This window comes from Colwellia demingiae (genome assembly GCF_007954275.1).
GTDB classification, from domain to species: Bacteria; Pseudomonadota; Gammaproteobacteria; order Enterobacterales; family Alteromonadaceae; genus Colwellia; species Colwellia demingiae.
In genome coordinates, this window is the sequence record NZ_VOLT01000004.1 from 429,871 (window position 1) to 451,890 (window position 22,020).

A 22,020-nucleotide genomic window follows, 5' to 3' on the forward strand; every position below is an offset into this window, starting at 1 on the left:
ACATAGATATAAGTTAGCCATAAGTTTGCTGTAAGTGTAATTCAATAATAGGGAGAGGAAATGAATACAGAGCATATTCCAGGGTATTTGGCTGGCGCTAATAGTGATCCTTTAATGGTTGTAATGGCTGTTATTCTTATCGTTATAGTTTTAATCGCTGGTGTTTTCTACTTTAAATTACATGCGGTACCTGAGCATATTGCTCACGGGAAAAATCATACACAAATACAGCTGATCACAATATTAACTATTTTAGCTTTATTTACTCATAACAATATTTTTTGGGTTGCAGCTTTGGTTTTAGCCGTTGTTGAACTACCTGACTTTTTAACCCCTTTACAATCTATTGCTAAGTCTTTAGCGACTATTGCTCAAAGTAAAGAGCAAAAAACACAGAAAAAGACTGAAGATACAGTAGCAGTAAAGGAGGATAATTAAATGTTAGAAGTTTTACTTTGTTCGCTTATTACTATTTTGCCGGATTATTTATTCCGAAAATATCGCCAAGGTAAGGCTTGGGGAAAAGAAATTACCTTTTTCACCATGTGGTACGAGCTACGGTGGGGCATAACAGCCTGTGCGATGTTATCTATATCATTAGTAACGCTAATTTTTTATTATCACCCATCAACCACTAACGCTGCACCACTATTTAGAACCGTTTCTATAATGCCGGAGAAAAGTGGCAGGGTTCAGCATGTATTTGTTGAAAATCATCAGGAAATTAAAGCAGGGACGGCTATTTTTAGCATGTATGATGAATCTCAAATGGCGGCAATTGAACAAGCAGAAGCAAATATCAGGCAAGTTGAGGCTGAGTTTTCTACCGCCTATGCACAACTTACGGTAGCAAAAAGTAACGTGGAAAAAGCTAGAAGTGCTTACATGCGTTCGAAGAATGAATATGATCGTAAAAAGGAGCTATCACTAAAAGGTAATAATATTATTAGTGAAAGCGAAGTACAAAAAATGGCTGATACTGTCGCAATAAATGAAGCGGGTTTATCATCATCTTCAGCCAATCAAGTTTCAGCCCAAGCCGTGATTGATAATATTTTACCGGCAAAAAAAGCCAGCGCAATTGAAGTGTTAGATAGTGCAATTGTTGATGAAGCTAAACGTACTGTTTATGCCCATATTGATGGCGAGTTACAGCAGTTCGCGTTGCAACCAGGTGACTTTGTTAATCCAATGATTCGCTCTGCCGGTATGATAGTACCTTCTTCTGGTGAAGCATCAGGTAGAGAAGCCGTTCAAGCGGGTTTTAACCAATTAGCGGCGAATGTTATTAAAGTAGGTACTTTTGCTGAAATAACGTGTTTATCTAAACCTTTTACCATCATTCCTATGAAAGTAGATAGCGTTCAAAGCGTTATTGCAACAGGTCAAGTTAGAACCAATGAGACCTTGTTAGACGTGCAAGAACGTGCGCGACCAGGCACGCTAACGGTAAGATTAGTACCACTGTATGAAGGTGGGCTTGATGGCGTTATCCCTGGAACAAAATGTGTAGCAAATGCTTATAGTTATCATCATGAATTGATTGCCAGCGGAACACTCAGTACTTCAGAGACACTTTATTTACACATGGTTGATGCTGTAGGGGTTGTTCATGCAATTATCCTTCGCATGCAAGCCTTGTTATTGCCTGTTAAAGTATTAGTCTTTTCAGGGCATTAAACTCCTAAGTGAAAGTGATTAATTTTTGTCATAAAATTGTCATATAGGTGTAATATAGTTAAATTCGAAAATCCTCTTTATAGAGGATTTTTTTTATGGCTTAAATAACTAATGTTAGCTAACTTTTAATAAAAGAATATTGCTTAAGACAATACTGGGCAGTAACAATAGAGACGAGTTGAAAAAATGACAATTAAAGTAGGTATAAACGGCTTTGGTCGTATGGGGAGATTGATATTACGCGCTGCATGGCATTGGCCTGAGGTTAAATTTGTGCAAATTAATGACCCTGCTGGCGATGCACCTACACTTGCTCACCTACTTAATTTTGACTCTATTCATGGTCGTTGGCAGCACGAAGCTACAGCTGAAAACAAGTTAATGAATATTGAAGGCAGTTCTTTAACCGTAAGCCAGAATTTTGATATAGCTGAAACAGATTGGTCTGGTTGTGACCTTGTCATTGAAGCATCGGGAGTGATGCGTGATAAAGAAAAGCTACAGACTTATTTTACGCAAGGTGTAAAAAAAGTACTTGTCACAGCGCCGATGAAATTGGCGGATGATGGCTCTGATAGCGATATAGTCAATATTGTTATGGGCGTTAATCAACATTTATATCAAGTTAATGAACATAGTATTGTCACTGGCGCTTCATGTACCACCAACTGTTTGGCCCCAGTTGTTAAAGTTTTGCAAGAATTTGTCGGTATAAAGCATGGCAGTATGACCACCATTCATGATATTACCAACACCCAAACTATTTTAGATGCCCCACATAAAGATTTACGTCGCGCACGAGCTTGTGGTCAATCATTAATTCCAACCACAACGGGATCTGCGAAAGCCATCACTGATATTTTTCCTGAGTTAAAAGGAAAATTAAATGGTCATGCTGTTAGAGTTCCATTAGCAAACGCCTCATTAACCGATTGTGTTTTTGAGATGCAACGTGATGTCAGCGTTGAAGAAATAAATCAGTTAATGTCTGATGCAGCCCAAGGTGAACTAAAGGGGATTTTGGGCTATGAAACTAAGCCCTTAGTGTCAGTTGACTATAAAACTGATGCCAGGTCGTGTGTCGTTGATGCTTTATCAACAATGGTAATTAATGGTAGCCAGTTGAAAATGTATTTATGGTATGACAATGAGTGGGGTTACGCGAATCGCACGGCGGAATTAATGAAATTAATGGCAAACAGTTTAAGTACTGTTGCTAAAACCAGCATTAACGAATCATAGTTTGGCTTTACTTAGTTCTTTGCCAGTATCAGTAAAAAAATACATCGCTATCACCGCTAACTATTGGGCATTTACGTTGACTGATGGCGCATTACGTATGTTGGTGTTGCTGTATTTTTACCAGCTAGGTTATAGCCCATTTGCGTTAGCGACATTATTCATTCTTTATGAAGTCTTTGGTGTTGTCACTAATCTTGTTGGTGGCTGGCTCGGTGCTCGCATTGGTTTAAATAAAACCATGTTAATCGGCATCGTTATACAAGTTTTAGCTTTATTGATGTTGGCGCTGCCGAGCGAGTACTTAAGTGTTGCTTATGTCATGTTTGCGCAAGCATTATCAGGTATCGCCAAGGATCTGAATAAAATGAGCGCCAAGTCGAGCATAAAGTTGCTGGTAACTAAGGTAAATAAGGAAGAGGCACAAAGTAAACTATTCACTTGGGTGGCGTTACTCACAGGTTCAAAAAACACGCTAAAAGGTGTCGGTTTTTTTCTAGGTGGTTTATTACTCACTACCTTTGATTTTCAAGTTGCGGTACTCTTAATGGCAATGTCATTAGCTTTTGTTGCTTTATGCACGTACCCAATGTTACGTGGTGAGATTGGTAAAACTCGCTATAAAGCAAAATTTAGTCAGTTATTTTCAAAGAATGCATCATTAAACTCTTTATCCGCGGCGCGTTTATTCCTATTCGCTGGTCGTGATGTCTGGTTTGTTATCGCTTTACCTGTTTATTTGGCAAGTCAATTACAATGGCAGCACCAAGCTGTAGGTACTTTTCTCGCTTGTTGGATAATCTTCTACGGCATCATTCAAGCCAATGCTCCAACAATCCTGAGTTTTTTTATTGGCGATGTTGAAAAAACTTCACTTCAGCAAGTAACGCTTTGGTCGGTATTACTGGTGCTGGTAACCTTGGTTTTATGTATTGCTGTCTACCTTTTTCCGCAAAATAATGAAGTACTGGTAATCGGCCTATTTATATTTGGTGCAGCATTTGCTATGAATTCATCGCTGCATAGTTACCTTATTGTCGCCCTTGCGAGAGAGGATGGAGTCTCAATAGACGTTGGCTTTTATTATATGGCCAATGCCATGGGCAGGTTAGTTGGCACCATGCTTTCAGGCGTGATTTATCAGCAGTTTGGTTTATTAGCCTGCATGTCTTTTGCTCTACTATTAACATCACTAGCCAGTTACTTTATTCGAAAAATAGCTAATATCTAAAAGTTACGGTTTAACTCTCAGCTAAAATAGTTTTATACTGCTTTCATCGCATTTATCGATGAATGCAGACCGGCTTATTAAGGAATTAGTGTTTGTTGTGTTTTGCTAAAAAAATATCCCATGCGATAGGGATCGTTATCAGTGTAGTTTTTTACCTTATTTCGATGGCTGTTATCGCCCAAGAAACGGTCAATGTTAAGCAATTTAATCTAGTTGCTGAGCAAGTAAAAGAATTGAAAAAGACCGATCTAGTACTTTCCCTTAAACAATTAACTACTTTTGAAAGCTTGCTAAGTGCGCTCACTGTTGAACAAAATTTGGTTTACTTCAAACTACTTGCGGAAATACAAATTGAACAAAATAGATATAGTGCAGCTAAAAAAACAGCAAATGAAGGGCTCTCCATAGGGAAGAGACTTGCCAGTCCAAGCATATTAATGAGTGAACTATTGTATTTGAGAGGATTTGCTTTTGAAAGTTTAGGCAATATTCCTCGAGCAACTAAAGAGTATAAAAAAGGCTTGGAAGTTGCGGAGTCTTTACACAACAAAATACAAGTTGCTCTCGGGCTTATCAACTTAGGCGCTATTGCCTATTTAACGGATAACTATAAACGTTCTTTAATTTTGCTTAATGATGCTTATAACATTGCTGGACAAACGGATGATGAAGAGCTTAAAGGTACTGCTAATACTGAATTGGGTATTCTCTATTCTTTGTTACGACAAAGTGATCAGTCTATGGCTTATTATCAGCAGTCATATATACACTTCAAAAAAGCTGGCTTGTTATTATCTGCACATAATAGTTTGCATAACATTGCCATCACTCATATTCGTGAAAAACGTTACGAACAAGCAATAACAGTCTTTAAAACGATAATCGCTGAATCAAATAAAGATACCTCAAGTGACAGTATGTTCACTGTTTATTCTGGCATGGCTTGGGCTCATTTAAAAAAAACAGATAGTAATATTGATGCAGCGCATCAATATTTATTGATGGCCAAACAGTATTTAGAGTTCACTGAGAAAGTCGATTATCGCTTACAGTTTTATTTTGACGAAGCGAGTGTTTTATATAAATTAGAACGCTATGATGAAGTGCTGATAAGTATAGCTCGTATTGAAAAAATATTAGTTAATCATCAGGATATGCCTCGAAGAAAAAGAAAAGGTTATGTCAATATCATCAACCTTAAAGCCAAGGTGTTTTACAAGCAAGAAAAGTTTAAACAAGCTTACGAGACAAAATCTAGAGTGATCGCGTTAACAGACAAGCTCTATGAAAATGAAGATAATCGCTCTATTGCAAAAGTTCGTCTAAAGCTTGAAGCAGAGCAGGCAGATAAACAAAATGAGATATTAAACAACCAAAAAAGCCGTTATGAAGCCAGCTTCAATGAAGCAAAGTTAGAGAATGAAGAACAGCGAATATATCTAGTTATTAGTGCTTTGCTTGCTTTAGCTTTTGCTTGGGTTTTAGTTAAATTAATTCAAAGCCAGCACAAGCTTAAAGTCGCCTTGAACGTTGATAAACTTACCGAGACGGCTAACAGACGTAGCTTAATGGTAAAATCTCAACAGGCATTTGAATTAGCACAAACCAAACAATCTCATTTGAGTCTAATGATGATTGATATCGATCATTTTAAAAGTATTAATGACAGCTTAGGCCATAGCATTGGTGATGAAGTTTTAGCTAAAGTTGCTTTTATAGGCGCTAATATGATGCGAAAGAATGATGTTTTTGGTCGTTTTAGCGGTGGAGAGTTTATGGTGTGTTTACCAAAAACCAACATGAAGTCGGCAATGGAAACAGCGGAGTGTATTCGCGCTTCTATTGATGAACACACATGGCAGCTTAACAATCTTGAGAAAGTTAGCGTCAGTATTGGTGTTGCTACACTAACTGATGATAGGGAGTTAATCAGTTTAGTAACGAGAGCCGAGGAACAACTTTATCAAGCTAAAGCGTCGGGTAAAAATAAGGTGTGTGGCCAATGAGACTTATCAGTCAAATTATTTTGATCTCATTGTTTGTCCCGTTGACTTTTATATCGATATGTCAGGCGAATGAGCTTGCTAAGGTACCTGTTTTAGAAGCGGGAGAAGCTAAAAAAAATAACTTATTACATATCCCACCAACAAACATGTTACCCATCAACCCTGAATTACTCTTCTTAATTACGCAGTTAAAACAAACAAGTATCAAAAAGAAGAAAATTGAAATAGCACTAGCACAACTGACTTTATCCAAAGCACCATTAAACGCTGCAGAGCAATACTTACTTCTAGTCGCGCAAGCGTTGTTGAAAGAAAATGCAAATACTAAAGAGTCTGATAGTCGAAAAAGTAACAATAGCAGTAATATTATTGTCCTTTTGGAACAGGCAGGAAAGTTATCAGAACAAATTTCTGAACAGCAATTAGCGCAACCAGAACTTTTACAGCTTCATTTATTATTGGCCGATCACTACGCAAGACAAGGGAAATATAATTTAGCTTATCTAGAAAAAAAATCCTATTTAACAAAATACAATATTTATAGAAAAAACAAACGTGTAGCTATGATTTCCTATTTAGAGCAATCATTTGAAGTTAAAGACAAAAAAGCTAATAACGCATTGATGGAAAGTCAAAATAAGTTAAAAATTCGCCGTGTTGCAGAAGTCCAAGACGAAAAAGCTGCGCAGCAATATAATTTCACGCTGATTATCAGCACCGGTATCGTCTTTGTATTGATTTTATTCAGACAGTTAAGAATACGTAATAAACTTATCCTATTGACTCGAACAGACGATTTAACAGGCTTAGCAAACCGTAATACTTTGTTTGAACACGGTGAACAAATGGTGACCAGTTTTAAAGAACAGCCAGAAGAGTTATCAATACTATTGTTAGATTTAGATCACTTCAAAAAAATTAATGATAATTTTGGCCATGATGTTGGTGATGAAATTTTAATGGCAGTATCCGATTTAGTAAAAGAAACCATGCGATCTCGTGATTTGCTTTCTCGTTTTGGCGGCGATGAGTTTGTGGCATTATTACCTTTTGCAGATAGCAATAAAGCAAAAGCTATTGCCATGCGTATCAATGAAAAAATTTCGCAGCATGATTTTTCATCTTTAGTGTTACAAAGTAGGGTAACTTTCAGTATTGGTGTTGCCACGATGGCGGATAATCAAATGAGCTTCGACGATTTATTACATAATGCCGACTTGGCTATGTATCAAGCGAAAGAGCAAGGTCGAAATACCGTTATTTGTTATCAAAAAAACTCTGTAGCACGATAATGGTGTACTAATAGCAATTCTATTAAATTAATTTCTACTGAAACCCTGCTCTTTGAATAGTAACGGGTGTAGACTTTGTATTATTAAAGCTTTTGTTACTTTTATCTATTTTGTCTAAGGTCATAATCAGATAAGCTATAGTTGTTATCCTCAGGTTACTTTGGTTTACCCTAATTAAAGTCATAACCTTAAAAAATAAAAATAATTAGACTCGTAATATCAGGAAAATCAATTCATGTCAGATGCGCTCGAATATAGCCTTGATGGAGTAGAACAGGTCCCATTAAGGCGTTTTACTGAAGAAGCTTATTTAAACTATTCCATGTACGTAATTATGGATCGTGCTTTGCCACATATCGGTGATGGCTTAAAGCCCGTGCAAAGACGCATAGTTTATGCAATGTCAGAGCTTGGTTTGTCTGCGACGGCTAAATATAAAAAATCAGCACGTACTGTTGGTGACGTATTAGGTAAGTTTCACCCCCATGGTGATAGTGCTTGTTATGAAGCTATGGTATTGATGGCGCAACCTTTTTCTTATCGATATCCTTTAGTAGACGGGCAAGGAAACTGGGGAGCACCCGATGATCCTAAATCGTTTGCCGCAATGCGTTATACCGAGTCACGATTATCACGCTTTAGTGAAGTATTACTTGCTGAGCTAGGGCAAGGCACTGTTGATTGGCAGCCCAATTTTGATGGCACCATGCAAGAGCCAAAAACGTTGCCTGCGCGTTTACCCCATATTTTACTCAACGGTATTACTGGTATTGCCGTCGGTATGGCAACGGATATTCCACCACACAATGTGCGTGAAGTTGCAGATGCTTGTGTACATTTAATTGAAAACCCCAAAGCCGAAGTGAGTGACTTACTCGAGTTTGTCAAAGGACCCGACTATCCTACAGATGCCGAGATTATTACTCCAAAAGCCGAAATTGAAAAAATTTACCAAACGGGGCGTGGCAGCATAAGAATGCGCGCTGTTTATGATGTAGAACAGGGGGATATTGTTATTACCTCACTACCTCATCAAGCCTCGGGTGGTAAAATATTAGAGCAAATAGCTGGGCAAATGACAGCGAAAAAGCTACCTATGGTAGTCGACCTTCGTGATGAATCTGATCATGAAAACCCGGTACGTCTTGTCATCATGCCACGTTCAAACCGTGTTGATGTTGAACAATTAATGCAGCATTTATTTGCGAGTACCGATTTAGAAAAAAGCTATCGCGTTAACATCAACATGATAGGTTTAGATAACCGTCCTGCAGTGAAGAACTTACTGGTCATTTTATCAGAATGGCTTGAATATCGTCGTGAAACGGTACGTCGTCGTTTGCAATATCGTTTAGATAAAGTCTTGGCTCGCTTGCATATTCTTGACGGTTTATTGGTAGCTTACCTAAATATTGATGAAGTAATTGAAATCATCCGTGGCTATGATGATCCAAAAGCGGAACTAATGTCTCGTTTTTCCTTATCGGATACTCAAGCTCATTCGATTTTAGAGATTAAGCTACGTCAACTGGCCAAGCTCGAAGAAATAAAAATTCGCGCGGAGCAAGATGAACTACATATTGAACAAGATTATTTAGAGAAGATCCTTAATTCAAAAGCACGCATGAGTACGCTGATGAAAAAAGAGATCCTTGAAGCAGCATTACAATATGGTGATGATCGTCGCTCTCAATTAGTTGAACGGAGCGAATCAAAAGCACTAACCGAAAAAGATTTAGTACCAAGTGAGGCGGTAACCGTTGTCGTTTCTGATAAAGGTTGGGCTCGTTGTGCTAAAGGTCATGATATTGATCCTACTAGCTTGAGTTATAAAGCGGGTGACGGTTATTTATGTGCATCAAAAGGGCGAAGTAATCGTCCTGTGGTATTTATCGGCTCTGATGGCCGTGCTTTTACTACTGACGCTCATACTTTACCAACAGCACGCTCTCAAGGTGAACCATTAACAGGACGCTTCAATCTTGCAACAGGGAACACCTTCGTCCATAGCATAATGTCTGATGACGATGCTCAATATCTACTAGTCAGTGATGCAGGTTATGGCTTTGTTAGTAGTTTTGGCGATATGGTCAGTCGAAATAAAAATGGTAAAGCATTAATTAGCTTACCTGAAGCCGCTAAAGTGATGGTGCCACAATGCATCAATAATATTGAAAATGATAACTGCCTCACTATTACTAGCGAAGGGCGTATGTTAGTTTTTCCTGTTAAAAACTTACCTGTCCTCAGCAAAGGCAAGGGTAATAAGATTATCAATATCCCTTCTGCACGATCGAAATTACGTGAAGAGTTTGTTAGTTTACTTTGTATCATTCCAGAAGGCGCGGCAATTACTTTGCATGCAGGTAAACGCAAGCTTACGCTAAAAGCGGCAGATATTGAGCACTATAAAGGTGAACGTGGTCGTCGTGGTAATAAACTACCAAGAGGCTTACAGCGCGTTTCAGCAATAGAAATTGAATCTGCTTCCGTGACTAGTTCCGGTGAGCAAAGTACTGATGAAGAGCCTAAAGCGAGCGAGTAAAGCTATTATGGTGTGCTCATAAACGAGTAACTCTTTTGCATTAGATAATAAAAAAGCCAACAAATGATCCACATTTGTTGGCTTTTTTATTTATAACAATCCATTAAATTATTAATACTTATTCTGCTTAAAATACTCCAAGGCCGTGTTGAACTTAATCCTAATTAATAGCCTACTAGCGTTTAATCGAGCACATTAACTTGATTCATTTTTTATGCGCAATGAGATAAAAAACTTAATGAAAGGGAGGGGGAATTCACCTTTACCTATTACTTTTTATCATTTCACTTTCAAATACTTTTAGTACTAGAACAAATTACTAGTTGGGATCATTTTTATATTGGCTTGTGGAAAGCTACTACTGGTATAGAGTAAACGTTCTTTAGTTGAGAGGTAAGTAATGCTGTCACTCTGAGATATTGAATTCAACGGTAATCTAACCAAAGGTGTTTGGATTTTTTTTTCTACATCATAGGCTATCAATTGATAGTGATCATCAAAGGTTTTTTGATAATAAACATGACCTTGATGATATGTCCAGGCGTACAGAGTATTAAAGAAATCACCATCAATTACTTTGTCTACAGCGTGGATATTAGTGATGTTTTTTTGCCACAAACCTCGTTTAAGTTTAGTATAAAGTAAAGTATCAAGTGATGTCATTACACCATAACGCGCACCATCATAAGTCAGACGCTTGGTGCTGGCATCAGCGATATTAATACTATAAATATCGGTATGATTGTCGCCATAGATGGCAGAAATAATTGCATTATCATCAAATGACCAGTTTGGGCGATTATGCTGTACAAAAGGACTTTTTAGTAATGTAACTCTCTCATTTTCAATGGAGTATATATATATTCCATCCCCTCTATCTTCTGAGAGTGGTGCTAAAAAGGCAACCTTTTGTCCGTCATGTGACCATTTAGGATAACGAATAGTTTGCTTTAAATTAGTTAACTGTTTACGTGCGCTACCATCGGGTTTTGCAGACCAAAGCTCATCAAAGCCAGACTCATTTGAAGAGAATACGACTAAATCAGTTACAGGACTGTAATCAGGTGATTCATAGGTAAAGCTTGATTGTAATACTGGGAAAGGGCTGCTTGCTATGTCGTCATTAAGCTGCAAGCTCATTAGCGAAGAGTTCTCTTTTCGTTCTTGGTAATACAATTGTTGTGATTGCTTGGCAATGCTTGGGTAACTAAAGCCAATTAAGTCTAATGCTTGGCTTACTCTACTTTCAATATTGATAACATAACCAAATTTATTATCTGCGCGTTGTGTAGCAAATACTAGCTTTTGGCTACTGCCAAACCAAGACATGCCAACAATATCTTCTTCATCAAATGTAAGCTGTTCTGTTATTTTAGTTGCTAAATTAATCAGGTAAATATTTTCACTTAAACGATTAATTCGCCTCGAAACAGCCATATATTTCCCATCGGGAGAAAATGCCATATCTCTATCTTTATACTTACAATCACTGTCACAAGAAAAACGTGTCATTGCAAAGTTTTTTGACTTCAAATCAATAAAGTAAATGCCCGTTCTTTTTGCTAACGCGCCTTTGTTATACACGGCAAGGATGTGATCGTCAGGAGATATATCTAGGTAATAATAGCCTCCTTGCATTGGGCAAGTGGCAAGCTTTGTTTCTTGCTGGCTAAGCACTTTTAATTGTATGTAGTGACAGCTATTGTTTGTTTTGTCTTTACGAGAAAAATACAAATATTGACCGTCGTTACTCCAAACACTATGCCCCTCGGTAGCATTATCAAAAGTCAATTGCTTAGGCGGCAGCTCAACTTGATGAGTATCTTTCATAAATAGATTGGTTGCTTTATTTGTTAATACTTGGCTATAGACCAAAAAACGACCATCGGGTGAGGGGGCAGGGAAAAGCTCACTGCCCGGGTGTTTGGTGATTGCAGTAATCTTTGGGGGATCATCATTGGGTAACTGCTGAATAACGAGCAGCACTAATAAGGAGACGATTAAAGTGAGTAGCGCGTAAGTGCTGTTTATTTTTGTTTTTTTAGTACTACTAGAGCTAATTTCTGGAGATCTTTCGGATTGCCGATTTTTATTAATACCTTGCTCTTGATATTCTGAATTATCTACTGAATTTTCAATGGAGTTATCTACGGAGTAATTGATAGAGCTTTCGATTAGTTCAGGGCTGGATATATTGTTTATTGTCAGCGGCATCGTCTGCCACTGTGGCTCTGCCATTAATTGATAGCCAGCTTTGCGAATGGTTTTTATTATTTCCTCTTCACCTTCCACATTGGTGAGCGTTTTACGTAAATGCCAGATAGCATTGGTTAAGCTTTTTTCACCGACAAAACTGTCTTGTCCCCAAATGTGATCAACGAGTTCATCCCTTGGGACAACACGACCATAGTTTTTTGCCAAATAGACGAGCACTTCAATAAATTTAGGCTGCAGTGATTGTTTTTCACCATCATTGATTTGAATGCTAAATTCAGAGGGTGTTACTTGATAACGACTAATTTTGAATGACTTATTACGCATGATGTGAACTATGTTGTGCTCAGTTTAGTCGTTTTATAGAATGAATGAATTATCGAAATATGCCCTTCTTCTTATCCTCTGAACCTCTCCCTAGGTTAAATTCATGCTAACAAAATTATCAAAGTTAAGTAACTTTTTTTATCTTACTTTTCGTTTTTATGCTGAAATATATTTTAAAACACTAGTAATGTGTCTTTGTTTGTTATTTGTGTAACATCATGTTTTAAATGTGTTATTTGTTCTTTTTTTAATAATAGATATTAAATAGATGTACAAATGACCTTCTATAGATTGCATAAGTGGGCTGAGTTTTTTAAAACAAAAGGGAGTTAAATTTAATCTACGTTTTATTAACATTAAGTTACTAGAAGTTGGACTGTTTGCTTTTGTGAGTTTTGCTTATTACCTGATCTGTCATGCCTTGTTTTATAAGTAGCTCATTGATTTCTATTAGTCGCTAATTAGCTTCTTTTAGGAATAACCCAAAATATAAAAATAAAATAAAATAAAAAACATAAAAATATAACTAAACAAAAACACTAAGAGAGATGAATGATGAATAAGAGTCCAATCACCATCGCAATTCAAACGGCTATATATACTGCCCTCGCTGGTAGTGCTATTGCGCTTTCCCCTGCTACTTTGGCTGCGGATGCAGAGAATGAAATAGCTAAACCTGTCGTACAAACTGAGCAGTCAGACGAAGCAAAAAAAGTTAATGCTGATGAAAAAATCACTGTGACAGGGTCTCGCCTGCGTCGTGACAGCTTCACGGTTGCAACACCATTGGTAACAATGGATAAAGAAGCCATTGGTGATACAGGTCTTGGCGAGATGGGACAAATCTTGGTAGATAACATGCCAGCCCTATCATTTGGAACTAGTAATGCAACCAGCCAATCAAGTGTAGCTAGTACCGGTATTACCACGGTTGAACTACGTAATTTAGGTGCTAACCGTACCTTAACTTTGATTGATGGTCGTCGGGTAGTATCAAACTCAAAAAGCGGTAATTATGTCAGCATGAGTACTATTCCATCAGGCATGGTACAACGTGTTGAAGTTATTACCGGTGGTGCTTCTGCTACTTATGGCGCTGATGCGGTATCTGGTGTTGTAAATATTATTACTCAATCGGGTAAAGAAGGTTTTGACTTTAAAGTGCGTGGTGGTGAAAGCACCGACGGCGGTGCTAAAGAATTTACCCTTGATGCAAGTTACGGTACTTCATTTGCAGACGACCGTGGTTATTTATATTTCAGTAGTAACTATGATAAAGATTATGGTCTTAAATATGAGGATCGCGACCGCGCTGCTCAAGAAGCATCATTTAGTTATGATGCCGATACCATGCGCAATGAAATATTAACTGCTGATGGTTATAAGCCATATAACGAAACACCCATGAGTGAATGGCGTAGTCAAAGCGATGGTACTCTAGGAGGGATTTTTCAAGAATCAAGCAAGTTTGATGAAATTTATTGGTACGAAGGACAAGAGTTAAAATCTGCAGCCTATGATAAGTACCTCGAAGAAAAAGTCGGTATTAACTCACGTCAATTTGTGCAATTAAAAGTACCAAGTGAACGCGTTTCAGCAGCATTAAAACTAGATTTTGATATTACAGATGACATCACTTTTTACTCGCAAATACAATGGAGTGGAAACTATACCGTTAATGATAAATCACCTGAAGATTCTGGTGATAGCGAAACGGCTACCTACACAGATAGAGAAACGGGTGAACCAGGAACAGTAAACCTTGGTAGAATCCCAATTGATAATCCCTATGTACCTGCTGCAATCCGTGAGACAGCGGGTCAATACAAAGACCGAATTTATTGGGATCGCCGCTTTGGTGAAGTAGGGCCAGTATCAACTGATAATGAACGTGAAACAGTACGTGCTTGGGCAGGTCTTCAAGGTGTTATGTTTGGTGGTGAGTGGGATTGGGATATCTCTGTGGGTTACGGAAAATTTCATCAACGCCAATTTAGAAATAATGAAATTGATGTCTTTAAAGCAAAAAATGCTTTAGATGCGGGTTACGCAGCCGATGGTAGTATTCAATGTAATGATGCTGATGCACGTGCTGATGGTTGTGTCGCTTTAAATGTTTTTGGCGAAGGCTCTATTACGCCTGAAATGGCTAACTATATTCGTGTAAACCCAACGCTGAATACGTATAACGAGCAAGCTAATATTATGGGCTATATCACCGGTGATCTGTTTGAATTGCCAGCGGGTCCTGTTGCTACGGTATTTGGTTTTGAATACCGAAAAGACACCCAAGAAGCGGTTACCGATGACGCACTAACTTACGGTGGCATTACCTGGAACCTAATTCCTGCATTTAAAGGAAATATCACGGTCGCTGAAGTTTTTGGTGAAGCATCTATTCCTTTATTACGTGACTTACCTGGAGTAGAGTTTTTATCATTAGAAACATCACTACGTCTATCTGATTATAATGTGAAGAATGTGGGCTTAGTGTCTAGTTATAAGCTAGGATTTTTGTGGACCGTGGGTGCAGGTGTTAATTTACGCGGTAACTACGCCATTGCTCAACGTGCACCTAGTGTGAATGAGTTATATGAACCAGCTGCCGGTGATTTTGATAGTTTTGATGATATCTGTCATGGTGTTACAGCAACCTCTAGTGATGCTGGGCATGATAACTGTCGTTTAGAACCTGGCATTGCCGCAGCAATCGCTGCGGATGGTGAATTTGAAGATGATAGCAATGGTTACTCGCCAAATGCTGGTAATCCTGAGTTATATGAAGAAACAGGAACGACGCTTACCTTAGGTGCTACTTATGAGCCAACCTTCTTAGAGGGATTTAGCATTGCCCTTGATTATTACGATATTTCAATTGAGGATGCAATTGATGAATTTGGCAATGATCAAATTTTATCGCAATGTTACGATTCAAGTATCGCTTTAGGCCAAGAGAATGAATTCTGTGATTCAATTAAGCGTGATAGTGAAGGTCAGTTAGAAGAAGTCTTGCAACGTAGTTATAACATTGATGAATTAGGTACTCGTGGTGTAGATATCGCTGTGGCGTATGCTTATGACATGAATTCTTTTGGTAGTCTTAAGTTCAAAATGGATTGGACTCATTTACTAGAACACTCTAAAACAGTTACCGGTATTGACGGTATTGTTGTGGAAGATTATGTCGGTTATGCAGATGAAGGAATATTTGAAGATAAGGCGTCAGCATCTGTTGCTTGGTACTTAGATGACTTACGTATCCGTTGGAGTACAACTTATAAAAGCGCAGCGCTGCGTGATTTTGCTGAGCAAAAAGACTGGGAAGGAGATATGGCGGACAATGCAGAGCGTTGTACTGCTGGCGAAGCTGAGTGTATTACCAATCCTGAATCATTAGCTTTCCAAGAATTGAGTTCTTATTTCAAACATAACTTATCAGTGTCTTACAACATTGATATGAATGATGATTCTTCAATTCGTGTCTTTGGTGGTATTAACAATATCTTTGATGATAAGGGGGAGTTTTATTATGGTGGTCGTGGTAATTATGGCAGTGAATATGATGCAGGTACTGGTCGCTTTGTTTACTTAGGCGCTCAAGTTAGCTTCTAAACTAAATTTTTTAACTAGTTATGATGGGGATAAGTTAAGCTTATCTCCATTTTAAGTTTTCACACGAATGTGGTCTTTTTTTCTTTTAATCTGTGCTTTTATTTTCTATATTTTGCCCTACTTTTTGGAGTTGTAATGTTTCCCTCTTTTTATATTAATCTACGTTCAATTATTCTCACATCAACGTTACTATTGGCCAGTAGTATTTCAACCTTTGCTTATTCCAATGTAGATGAAAAATCAAAAGTTGAAACATTACCACCGGTTAATGATGGCCCCTATATTTTTGTTAATGAACAGCAACAGCTTGAATCTTATTGGTTGTGTCAAGGTGATGTGGTAACACGTACCACTGAGGCGATTAGTTTTCCATTGTCTATTTCGGCTTGTAAGATGCCTGCGGATATACATGCCTTACGTAGTATTGAAAATAAAGTACTGGAATTTTCTGGTGATTATCCTGTTGCTGCACTAAGTGATTTTCATGGTAAATATGACTTGATGATTGAGTTATTAACCAATAACAAGATAATTGATAAAAACAAAAATTGGGCTTTTGGTAAAGGACATTTTGTTATCACTGGCGATATTTTTGATCGGGGTGACAAAGTCACTGAAATATTATGGTTTTTATACGATTTAGAGCAACAAGCCCAAAAGGCAGGTGGTGATATTCACTTAACGTTAGGTAACCATGAAGTGATGATACTCAATGGTGATTTACGTTATTTACACCCTAAGTATGTTGAAACGGCGAAGCAATTAAATAAGCCTTTTGAACAACTATTTAGCCAAAATAGCATTATCGGTAATTGGTTACGCAGTAAGGCGGTATTGGTCAAAGTTAATAATATGCTGTTTGCTCATGGTGGTTTTCATCCTAGCTTAGCCACTGAACAGCGTAGCTTGGTTGAAATCAATACGGTCTTTAAAGATAGCTTAGTAAAGTCTGAGCTGAAGCAGCCACGAGCAGGGTGGGCTAAATTTCTTCATACCACCAATGGTCCTATTTGGTATCGCGGTTATTTTACAGCAGATCGTGGTAAGGCTTCTCACGCAAAAGGCTCTCGTTCAAAAGACAATGGTGCAACTTCCGCAGAAATTGATTTATTGCTCAAACATTTTGATGTTGAAAATTTAATCGTTGGTCATACCTCACAAAAACAAATTGAAAGCCGTTATCAAGGAAGAGTCATTGCCATTGATTCAAGTATTAAAGAAGGTAATTACGGTGAGGTATTGTTTATTGAACAGGGTAAGAAATGGCGCGGTAGCTTAAGTGGTAAAGTGTTGCCGCTATACCATCAATAACAGTACTTTTTTACAATTTAGAGCACAAAAAAACCAGTACTAAGTACTGGTTTTTTTATTAAAGCTAAAACGATTAACGTTAGTCTTTAATCTCAGCATTATGGTAAACATGCTGAACATCATCACAGTCGTCTAACATAGCGATGAATTTTTCAAAATTCTCTAAGTTTTCTTCGCCTTCAACATCAATGTAATTTTGTGGTACCCAAGAAAGCTCTTCAATTTCTAATTCATATTCAGGCATTGAATTAGTAAACTCAGTTTTAATTTTGAAAAACTCAGTGTGAGGAGCGTAAACAGTAATAATACCGTCTTCTAATTCCACATCAGTCACATCAATATCAGCCATCATCAGTGTTTCTAAAACGGCCTCGTCATCTTCACCTTTAAAGGCAAATACAGCTTGATGGTCAAACATATGAGATACAGAGCCTGAAGTACCTATTTTTGCATGATTTTTACTGAAACATTGACGAACATCTTTAATGGTACGGTTACCGTTATCTGTTAAGCAATCAATAATAACCATACAGTTACCAGGGCCGTAACCTTCATATCGGGCTTCAACAAAGTCTTCGCCGCCAGCGCCAGAAGCTTTTTTAATGGCGTTGTCTATAACGTGAGTAGGTACTTGATCTTTCTTTGCACGATCAATTAAGCCACGTAAAGAAAGGTTACCATCGGGATCAACACCACCAGTTTTAGCACAAACGTAAATTGCTTTACCGTACTTAGAGTAAACTTTAGTTTTGGCCCCTGCGGTTTTGGCCATAGATAATTTGCGGTTTTGGTATGCTCTGCCCATCTCAATGTCTTCTTTTATGTTCAAAAATATAATGCGCTAGATTCTACCAGCCTCAATAGGCGCTTGACTAGTGTTCTTGCTTATAAATTATCAATAAACTTGCAGTAACTGTTCAAAATAATGTGAAATCTCAGTTCACGTTACTAGGACAAATGATCACTTGATTTTGTACTGTTCATTTATATATTTGCTGTTGTTTTTAAAGGTGTTTTTAAAGGTGATTTTAAGGTATTACTCTCAATGGTTCTGATGAGTGCAAAGTCCTTTATGTTACCGTTTGGCTGGGGTAGCTTATTATTATATTCTAACTATCTACTGCCTTTATTAGGTGCTGGTTTGATATTACTCGTCTTTATTATTTAATTAGCACCGCTTTTTTTAACAGCCAACGCACTAGTGAGTTGGCTGTTAATATCTTTATGATAAACAGTGCAAACAAAATGATTCAATTTAACTACTTGAAATAACAGTTAATAGCTTAATATTACCTATCTTTAATATACTATTAGCCTATGATATAAATTGTCTTTACTATTTAGCTAAGGAGTAGGGTTGTGACTGAGCAAATTACCGAACAGATAACCGAGCAATTAACAGAACAACAGATTATTAAGAAAATTAATCAACGTCAGTGTTTTATCGCTACAGTAGCTGGAGGTGCTTTTACCCTCAAAATTGATAAATATTTGCCTACTATGTCGGCGGCCATTCATGACGGTAGTAACTTTAGAGCAGAGCTTGAAGATAATTGTTTACTAGAAAAAAACGATCGTTATTATGAAGAAGATCCCTACACTGGCAGTTTCATTGCCAAGCAAGCTATTACGTTAATTGCCCATGACTCACGTTATGAATATGATTTAAATCGTGATACTGATGAGTGTGTTTATGAAACAGCTTGGGGTAAAGAAATATGGAAAACCCCGCTAAGTGAAGAGATGATTGCCAAAAGTAAGGCCAAGCATGCGCAATTTTATCGCATTGTTGCGGCTGTGGTTGAAGCATTAGTTGAAGATTTTGGCCAATGTGTTGTTTACGATAACCATTCGTATAATTTTAAGCGTCATGAGCGAAAAGACTTACCCGTACTCAACGTGGGCACAACCTCTGTAAAAGGCGAGCAATGGCGACCGATTATTGATAGTTGGCTTAGTGCATTACAAAACATGAAGGTTGAAGGTATTGTAGTGACCGCAGCAGAGAATGATATTTTCTATGGTAAGGGACGCTTAGCAGGCTTTTGTCATAGTCGATACGATCATGTTTTAGTGCTGGCGACTGAAGCTAAAAAAGTGTTTATGGATGAACTAACGGGACACGCTGATACCGTTGTTTTACCTTCATTACAGCACGTTTATAATAATACTGTTGCAGAGCATACTCAGTGGTATATCAATAACTACCACAAAAACTAGTTTCTACCTTTTTATTACGCCCAATAAAAAAGCACCTTAAGTAAATTTAAGGTGCTTTTTAGTTTGTTATAACCTATCTAAAGCTTTTCAGCTAAAGCCAACCTAATACGTCTTTCATAACCGACCAGCGTGGTTTTTTCGCTTCAGGGTTCTTACCTAAAATCCAATAGTCATATACTTTCTCTTGTAAGCCATTTTCTTTTTTCAGTTTGAGCCAAGTATTCATATACTGTACATAATCTAACTGGCCTTTAGGTAGGACAAAGGCTACCGGCGCTCTTAATTTTAAGCCTTTAGGGATAATAGCCGAATAATTTGGGTATAACATAGCCCAAGCAGAGCCTGATTCAGTTGAGTAAATTAACGCATCTACGTCTTCATATTTGCCTTTAAGAAATTGTCTAACATTAGTCACTTCTGTCAATTGTGCATTAGGTAGGTATTCTTTCACCATATCTTGGTAATACTTACTATTTCCTACCCCTAATTTTAACGTTTTCATTGCTTGAATGTTGTAAAGGTCAGAAAACTGATCACGCTTAGCATCATTCACTAACAAACCTGCAGTATGGAAAGTGTAAGCATCTGAAAATGCCATTTCTAACGCGCGTTTTGGTGTAATTATATGGCCACCAATAATGACATCAATACTTCCATCTGCTAATAATTCGGCTTCATCAGCTCCATCTTCAATGCGAATCATGGATAAATTGATATCAAGGTCTTTAGCAAATTGATTCATTAATTCAACATCAAAGCCAACCATTTTATTATCTTTATTTCTAAAGGCATAAGGCAAGCTGGCATCGTTATAACCAACACGAATACCTTTACGGGCAAGAATTACCTCAAGGCGAGGTTGTTGCTGCTCAGAGTAGCCTAATGGCGTAAGCTCTTTATATTGATCGAGATTCGCGCTTGCATTCATCGACTTCATTGATTCAAACGTTTGCACACCTTCATACTTGTAAGGGATCAGTGACTTTAAAGTAAAACCAGCTGCAATCATAACACCCAAAGTAACGGCTAAATGTACACCAATGGCTTGCATCATTCGATGCCATCTAAGTTTTTTCAATACCGCAGAAGCGACCAGTAAAGTAACGACAAAACCGTGTAGTGCAGCTAAACCTGTAGCAAATCGTGCAGTAACGACACTACCTAATAAATATAACTGGAATTGATCAGCAGGTAAGTCAAAAAAGTCGAGCAAAAATGGAATGGCAACAGCCATGCTACCAAAAGCGGTTAAGGCACCCATAATGACAAAAGAAATATAGTCATCAAAACCAAGTGGCGAGCCGACATACCAAGCAGAGAATAGAATAAATCCTAAGCCAAGTAATGTACCTGTGCTGGGAAAACTGTACGCAGTAGGTACAAGCACATCAACGGTAGAGTCTGTTTCTTCGCACTCCATACCATGTTTGGCTAATAATGCTTTACTTCGCTCAATGATCATCGGAAGCACCACTAACACAGTACCAGTAGCTAACGCCGTTATCACAGCTTCACCAGCGGTTGACAAAATTTCACGATAGGAAAAAGGCGTCGCCCAATGAATCAGTAACGGTAAAAATACAAAAGCGAGTAGGGCTGCGGCAGTGATGTAAACCCATAAGAATACTTGTAAACGACCAAGTTCTTCGACTTCTAGTGTGCCTGCGGCTGAAGCTGAAATAGCAAAAATACCTAATGGCGCTAATTTAGCTACATAAGAGGCAACTTTCATTAAGCTATCACCAATATTGGTGGTTAAGGTTAATAGTGTTTCTTTATTTTTTACTTGTATTAAGGCAATCCCCATCAGTAATGAAAACAGCACGACTGCAGGAACAATAGTTTCTGATAGTGAGGCAAAAATGTTACTAGGGATATATAGTTTTACAAAGTTAAAGGCGGCGGGTTCAGCAAGCATACTGGTACTGAAGAAACCGGCTGTTTCCCAGTTAGGGTAAGCTAAGGGAAGTAATAATAAAGTCGCCATTACAGACAGCCACATGATAACGATTACTTTTACTGCTCGGTAGCCTATACGACTAGCCATAGTACTATCTAATCGACCTAGGCCACCAATAATAGAGACGAGTACATAAGGTAATACGGTCATTTGAAGCAAGCGAATATAAACATCGCCAATGACTTTAATATCTCCCGCAGGCTCCCCAACAAAAATACCTGTAGATATACCGAGTATTAAAGCAATAATTACCCGCTGAAAGGGGCTCAATTTTTTATATAGGTTTACTAATGGCATTTTCTCTCCTGAGGAATAACCTATTTACTATGATACTTTGTGTATGTGCTTATAACTTGACGTTATTATCGCCTTTCTAAAAGGTT

At 37.8% G+C, this 22,020-nt stretch carries 13 protein-coding genes; 10 read left to right on the forward strand and 3 right to left on the reverse strand.

The genetic code is table 11. The features are described 5' to 3' along the window. Positions 1 to 60 precede the first annotated feature (60 nt). From ESZ36_RS09975 to parC, 7 genes are all read left to right on the forward strand, one after another. Entirely contained in the window at positions 61 to 438 is a 378-nt protein-coding gene (locus ESZ36_RS09975) for a hypothetical protein (RefSeq protein WP_146787082.1), read from the forward strand. Further along, positions 439 to 1,680 (forward strand): HlyD family secretion protein, encoded by a 1,242-nt coding sequence (locus ESZ36_RS09980; protein ID WP_146787085.1) that lies wholly within the window; start codon positions 439 to 441, stop codon positions 1,678 to 1,680. 186 nt (positions 1,681 to 1,866) lie between these two features. Continuing rightward, complete coding sequence (locus tag ESZ36_RS09985; RefSeq protein ID WP_146787088.1) at positions 1,867 to 2,922, forward strand: ArsJ-associated glyceraldehyde-3-phosphate dehydrogenase; 1,056 nt, start codon at positions 1,867 to 1,869, stop codon at positions 2,920 to 2,922. Position 2,923: 1 nt separating this feature from the next. Continuing rightward, the gene (gene arsJ, locus ESZ36_RS09990) at positions 2,924 to 4,150 is read left to right on the forward strand and encodes an organoarsenical effux MFS transporter ArsJ (RefSeq protein WP_146787091.1); all 1,227 of its coding nucleotides are present in this window, start codon (positions 2,924 to 2,926) and stop codon (positions 4,148 to 4,150) included. A 92-nt stretch (positions 4,151 to 4,242) separates the two neighbouring features. Then, a complete protein-coding gene (locus tag ESZ36_RS09995) occupies positions 4,243 to 6,156 on the forward strand; it encodes a tetratricopeptide repeat-containing diguanylate cyclase (RefSeq protein ID WP_246129048.1) in 1,914 nt (637 codons plus the stop codon). After that, positions 6,153 to 7,448 carry a GGDEF domain-containing protein gene (locus ESZ36_RS10000; protein WP_146787094.1) on the forward strand — a complete coding sequence of 432 codons (1,296 nt, stop codon included), beginning with the start codon at positions 6,153 to 6,155 and terminating at the stop codon, positions 7,446 to 7,448. The genes ESZ36_RS09995 and ESZ36_RS10000 overlap by 4 nt, the downstream gene beginning before the upstream one ends. Positions 7,449 to 7,683: 235 nt before the next feature. Continuing rightward, positions 7,684 to 9,993 carry a DNA topoisomerase IV subunit A gene (gene parC / locus ESZ36_RS10005; protein WP_146787097.1) on the forward strand — a complete coding sequence of 770 codons (2,310 nt, stop codon included), beginning with the start codon at positions 7,684 to 7,686 and terminating at the stop codon, positions 9,991 to 9,993. Positions 9,994 to 10,299: 306 nt separating this feature from the next. On the opposite strand, the gene ESZ36_RS10010 is transcribed toward parC, so the two are convergent. Next, a complete protein-coding gene (locus tag ESZ36_RS10010) occupies positions 10,300 to 12,534 on the reverse strand; it encodes a winged helix-turn-helix domain-containing protein (RefSeq protein WP_146787100.1) in 2,235 nt (744 codons plus the stop codon). 555 nt (positions 12,535 to 13,089) lie between these two features. Between ESZ36_RS10010 and ESZ36_RS10015 the strand changes: the two genes are divergently transcribed. Both ESZ36_RS10015 and ESZ36_RS10020 read left to right on the forward strand, forming a co-directional pair. Next, the gene (locus ESZ36_RS10015) at positions 13,090 to 16,146 is read left to right on the forward strand and encodes a TonB-dependent receptor domain-containing protein (RefSeq protein ID WP_146787387.1); all 3,057 of its coding nucleotides are present in this window, start codon (positions 13,090 to 13,092) and stop codon (positions 16,144 to 16,146) included. A gap of 135 nt (positions 16,147 to 16,281) precedes the next feature. Beyond that, the gene (locus ESZ36_RS10020) at positions 16,282 to 17,457 is read left to right on the forward strand and encodes a metallophosphoesterase (RefSeq protein WP_146787102.1); all 1,176 of its coding nucleotides are present in this window, start codon (positions 16,282 to 16,284) and stop codon (positions 17,455 to 17,457) included. Positions 17,458 to 17,536: 79 nt separating this feature from the next. Here ESZ36_RS10020 and ESZ36_RS10025 read toward each other — a convergent pair whose 3' ends face one another. Continuing rightward, positions 17,537 to 18,262 carry a YebC/PmpR family DNA-binding transcriptional regulator gene (locus tag ESZ36_RS10025; protein ID WP_146787390.1) on the reverse strand — a complete coding sequence of 242 codons (726 nt, stop codon included), beginning with the start codon at positions 18,260 to 18,262 and terminating at the stop codon, positions 17,537 to 17,539. Between the two features lie 554 nt (positions 18,263 to 18,816). On the opposite strand from ESZ36_RS10025, the gene ESZ36_RS10030 reads away from it, so the two are divergent. Next, positions 18,817 to 19,677, forward strand: a complete 861-nt coding sequence (locus tag ESZ36_RS10030) for an N-formylglutamate amidohydrolase (RefSeq protein ID WP_146787105.1) — start codon at positions 18,817 to 18,819, stop codon at positions 19,675 to 19,677. A gap of 91 nt (positions 19,678 to 19,768) precedes the next feature. Here ESZ36_RS10030 and ESZ36_RS10035 read toward each other — a convergent pair whose 3' ends face one another. Further along, positions 19,769 to 21,934 carry a cation:dicarboxylate symporter family transporter gene (locus tag ESZ36_RS10035; RefSeq protein ID WP_146787107.1) on the reverse strand — a complete coding sequence of 722 codons (2,166 nt, stop codon included), beginning with the start codon at positions 21,932 to 21,934 and terminating at the stop codon, positions 19,769 to 19,771. Positions 21,935 to 22,020: the final 86 nt, after the last annotated feature.